Here is a 1,009-nt window from a genome sequence, read left to right as displayed (position 1 = left end):
CTCGCTGTAATTCATGAATTCATGCGTGCCGAAGCTGTTGTCCTCGGTCACACCGCCCCAGTTGGTGTTGACCTTGGTCAGGCGCTTGGCCTGCGGGCCGACGCCTTCGCGCCAGTGATATTCATCGGCATAGCAGCCGCCCGGCCAGCGGATCACCGGCACCCGGATCGCCTTCAGCGCGTCGAGCACGTCGCGGCGATAACCGTTGACGTTGGGGATCTTGCTGCCCTTGCCGACCCAGATGCCGCCATAGATGCCGGTGCCCAGATGCTCCGCGAACTGGCCGAACAGGCGGCGGTTATAGACCGGACCTGCCCGGTCGGCATGTACCTCGACCGTGTCGGCGGTGTTGGCGGGTGCGGTTTGTGCCGTCGCGGTGCCCGCGAACAAGGTGGCGACCGCCGCCGCGAACAGGAATTTCGTTGCCCTTTTCATGGATTCTCCTCTGCCTGATGCGGCATGCTGGCTTATTGTCCGAGTAAAGACCAGCCCTATTGCACCTCTGTCGCGCGGGCGGGCTTCGCTTTGTCGGGGGTGGTGCCGTCGCCGCTGAACGGCTCCAGGCGGAACGCGACGCGCGTCGGCGCGAGGGTCGTGCGATATTGCTGATGGGGCTGGCCGACATGGCTCCAGGTCGTGTCGCCGCCGACGCCCCATTGCGCGGCATCGACGATCAGCGTCGTCTCGCCATGCGGCACGATATCGGTCGACTTCCACGTGCCCGGCGAGCGGCGGTAGAGGTCGGTATAGGGACAGGCGAGCTCCTGAATCATCAAGGGCCTGGGCGCGCGGACACGAAGCCCCGCCCCCTCGCCCGACAGCTCCATCCAGCGGACATCGACCTTGTTGCCGGTATCCTGCGGCCGCATGTAGTCGTGGTTCTGCTCGGCGATGGCGCCGCGCCACAGCCCAATCGCGGCCGAGCTCTTGCGGTCGACATAGCTTTCATGCGGGCCCCGACCATACCATTCGACCGTCTTCATCGTCGTCGGCATGGTGTACCACAGGC

2 pseudogenes are annotated in these 1,009 nt (G+C 65.3%); both read right to left on the bottom strand.

What is annotated here, in order from left to right:
* Positions 1-435, bottom strand: a pseudogene (locus U1700_RS15490) (alpha-N-arabinofuranosidase); the annotation flags it as partial.
* 56 nt (positions 436-491) lie between these two features.
* Positions 492-1,009: pseudogene (locus tag U1700_RS15485) on the bottom strand (glycoside hydrolase family 2 TIM barrel-domain containing protein); the annotation flags it as partial.

This window comes from Sphingomonas sp. RB1R13, assembly GCF_036663775.1.
Lineage (GTDB): Bacteria > Pseudomonadota > Alphaproteobacteria > Sphingomonadales > Sphingomonadaceae > Sphingomicrobium.
The sequence above is the reverse complement of the archived record's forward strand: the minus strand, read 5'-3'. Positions and strand labels throughout refer to the sequence as shown.